This window comes from Moorena sp. SIO3E8, assembly GCF_010692445.1.
GTDB lineage: Bacteria > Cyanobacteriota > Cyanobacteriia > Cyanobacteriales > Coleofasciculaceae > Moorena > Moorena bouillonii.
Genome location: NZ_JAAHHM010000290.1, coordinates 1 through 2,959 on the forward strand (window position 1 = coordinate 1; position 2,959 = coordinate 2,959).

At 43.4% G+C, this 2,959-nt stretch carries 4 protein-coding genes and 1 pseudogene; 1 reads left to right on the forward strand and 4 read right to left on the reverse strand.

Annotation, left to right across the window (positions count from 1 at the left end; all coding sequences use genetic code 11):
• Positions 1–106: 106 nt before the first annotated feature.
• Positions 107–442: a hypothetical protein gene (locus F6K46_RS39040; protein ID WP_293068683.1), complete on the reverse strand. Its 336-nt coding sequence runs from the start codon at positions 440–442 to the stop codon at positions 107–109.
• An 89-nt stretch (positions 443–531) separates the two neighbouring features.
• Positions 532–654: a hypothetical protein gene (locus F6K46_RS39045; protein WP_293068686.1), complete on the reverse strand. Its 123-nt coding sequence runs from the start codon at positions 652–654 to the stop codon at positions 532–534.
• 120 nt (positions 655–774) lie between these two features.
• Here F6K46_RS39045 and F6K46_RS39050 point away from each other — a divergent pair.
• Positions 775–1,347 (forward strand): annotated as a pseudogene (locus F6K46_RS39050) (Uma2 family endonuclease).
• Between the two features lie 14 nt (positions 1,348–1,361).
• Here the strand turns inward: F6K46_RS39050 and F6K46_RS39055 are convergent.
• Both F6K46_RS39055 and F6K46_RS39060 read right to left on the reverse strand, forming a co-directional pair.
• Positions 1,362–2,063: a Uma2 family endonuclease gene (locus F6K46_RS39055; RefSeq protein ID WP_293068689.1), complete on the reverse strand. Its 702-nt coding sequence runs from the start codon at positions 2,061–2,063 to the stop codon at positions 1,362–1,364.
• A 237-nt stretch (positions 2,064–2,300) separates the two neighbouring features.
• The gene (locus F6K46_RS39060) at positions 2,301–2,840 is read right to left on the reverse strand and encodes a Uma2 family endonuclease (RefSeq protein WP_366510889.1); all 540 of its coding nucleotides are present in this window, start codon (positions 2,838–2,840) and stop codon (positions 2,301–2,303) included.
• Positions 2,841–2,959: the final 119 nt, after the last annotated feature.

The following is a 2,959-nucleotide window of genomic DNA, read 5'->3' on the forward strand; positions in this document are numbered from 1 at the left end:
TTGTTTCAGACGAGGATTTTTAAGAATTTTGGCATCTGCGATTAAGGGCATGCCTTTACCTACAGGTAGATTTATTCCCGATTTTTCTCCTGCCCCTGGATGAATCTTAAAAACATACCCTTGAAAGGGGGCTTTGCCCCCTGGCAAAACCATCGGGTTTGCTCCCATGGGAGCATGTCTGGAATGGTGTGAAATCTGAATTCATAAGGTTCATCTGGCCGTGGATAGTATTTCTGCGGCTATTTTTTTTTGTTAGGGAGTAGGGAGTAGGGAATCGGGAGTAGGGAATCGGGAATCGGGAATCGGGAATCGGGAATCGGGAATCGGGAAATGCGATCGCATAAGCGCGGAAGCTGAGGCCTATGGCCACGCTTTGCGTTCGCGTAGCGTCGGCTTTGCCGAAACGCTTCCGGAGCGTAGCGTGACCAAAGGTCAATCGCATTTCCTGACTTTATTTTACTGTTTGGTTATATGTTTTTTTATTTGGGCTGGGTAGTGATGAGGCGTTCGCATAAGCGCGGAAGCTGAGGCCTATGGCCACGCTTTGCGTTCGCGTAGCGTCGGCTTTGCCGAAACGCTTCCGGAGCGTAGCGTGACCATTCGCGTTCGCGCAGCTTGGCCATAGGCCAAGCGTGGCCCAAAGGCCAAGGTCAATCACTAAAACAACTCTATAGCGTCAAGTATAATTATCTATACTTATAATCTACAGTCAAGTTTCTTCTCCCTACTCCCTACTCCCTACTCCCGACTCCCTAATCCCTTCCCTAAACTATCATGACCACCTTAACCCTTGATATCCAATCAATTCAACTTACCGACGAACAATTTTTCCAGCTTTGTCAAGACAACCATGATTTAAAATTTGAACGCAATGCTAATAGAGATTTAATTATTATCTCACCTACTGGCGGCAGCACAGGAAACCGTAATCTAGAAATAGGCTACCAACTTCAAGCCTGGAGCCGTCAAAACAAGTTGGGAATTGCTTTCGATTCCTCCACTGGTTTTAAACTCCCCAATGGTGCCGACCGTTCTCCCGATGCATCTTGGATACCATTACAAAGCTGGAATTCTTTAACTCCTCAACAACAATAAAAGTTTTTGCCCCTGTGTCCTGACTTTGTGATTGAGTTACGTTCTCCTAGTGATAGCTTAACAGCAATTCGCAAAAAAATGGAAGAATACCGAGACAATGGTACTCGTAATGGTTGGTTGATTAATCGAAAAGAGCGACAAGTGGAAATTTATCGACCAAGTAAAGACGTTGACGTTTTAGAGTCTCCCACTAGTTTATCCGGAGAAGAGGTTTTGCCTGGTTTTGTGCTGTATCTTGATTTAATTTGGTGAAAGCTTAAAAGCAGTCAAAGCTCAAAATCCTCTGGATCTATCCCTTTCGCTCTTAATTGTTCCAGCAATGATTGCATACGACTTCTTTCTTGCTCTAAAGCTTTCTCTGCTTGCTGTTTCAGTTCAATAGCTTGCTCTTTGAGTTCAACGATTTCCAAATAGCTCGCAAAGGGCTTACCATCAGGATAATACAGTACCAATTCCGACTCTACTAACTCAAAGGTAATTCCTAAACGGGGACTAACCCAACCAAGCATCTGGGGGATAGCTTCTAACTTTTCTGATGAACGCAACCAGCCTTTTAGTTTTGTCCGATTGGGATCATAGAGATAGTACTCTTCTACCTCATGGTTCTGGTAAAACTTGAGTTTATCCTCTTCTAATTCTTTGATAGTGTTTGTGTGTGACGCTATTTCAAAAACTACCTGGGGATTAATGTTATCTTCAACCCAGGTTTTGTAAGAACGCCGATGCCCTTTCGGTCTACCGATCACCACCATCACATCCGGTGCTTGGTTAATTTTTGGTTGTCCTTGTACTGGATACCACAACAAATCCCCTGCTACAAACACATTGGGGTCATCTTTAAATTTAAGGTCTAGGCCAGACTTAATGGTAGTAATTAGTTCAAATTGAAGGGTATTGTCCGCCAAAGGTTTGCCGTCACTTTCGGGATAAAAACTATCATCGGTAGTTGGTTGGATCTGCTGAACCATTGTAAAACGTTTACCTGAGCTGATAATGAATAATAGGGAGCAGGGAGTAGGGAGTAGGGAGTAGGGAAAATGGAGCAACTCGTTCCAATTTATTGATCATAAACTCAGTGCATCTCCTACCTTTTGGTGGTGCGTTACGGGGCTACTGGCTACGACCTTGAATATCATGGCAATCCCTCCCCTAACGCACCCTACGCACCTGACTTCTGACTTCTAACTTCTGACTTGCGCGTAGCGCTATACTTGATCAGGATCCACACCCATAGCTCGTAAACGAGCAGCCAGTTGCTCAGCTCGTTGTTGAGCTTGAGCGGCTTGTTGTTGAGCTTGGGTAGCTTCTTGTTGAGCTTGGGTAGCTTGTTGTTGAGCTTGGGTAGCTTGTTGTTGAGCTTGGATAGCTTCTTGTTGAGCTTGAGCTGCTTCTTCTTGAGCTTGCACAGCTATCTCTTCAGCAGTAGGTAGCACAATTCCCTCTAAAGTAGCCCAACGTAACCAAGTCGTATCAACATTATTTTTATAAACCCCTTGCCAACGGACTAAGGCTAATTCTAATCTTTCGCTAATTAGTCGTCCTTGTTCATCTTCAGTTAAAGGCTGATAGACGCCATTGTGTAACCTAAATCCGGCAAAATCTTCTGGATTAAACGGGTCGTACCAAAAATATTCTGGTACTCTGACTTGGTCTTGATAAACTAATTTTTTAGTAGTTTTATCCGTGTTGGCTGTACTCTCAGAAATTAGCTCAATAATCACATCAGGTGCTTTACCTGGGTGCATCTCAGTTTTGCAAAAATACCAAAATCATGATATCATGATATTATTAATGATAAATAGTTTCTAATAATTACTAAAACTCATGAACTTGAGTCCGGAAGAAAAGCAAGAGCTAAAAGAAC

Bases quoted from the DNA above. Each gene is read 5' to 3' on its own strand.
- F6K46_RS39060 (WP_366510889.1), bottom strand. From the start codon at position 2,840: ATGCACCCAGGTAAAGCACCTGATGTGATTATTGAGCTAATTTCTGAG.
- F6K46_RS39055 (WP_293068689.1), bottom strand. From the start codon at position 2,063: ATGGTTCAGCAGATCCAACCAACTACCGATGATAGTTTTTATCCCGAA.
- F6K46_RS39040 (WP_293068683.1), bottom strand. From the start codon at position 442: ATGCGATTGACCTTTGGTCACGCTACGCTCCGGAAGCGTTTCGGCAAA.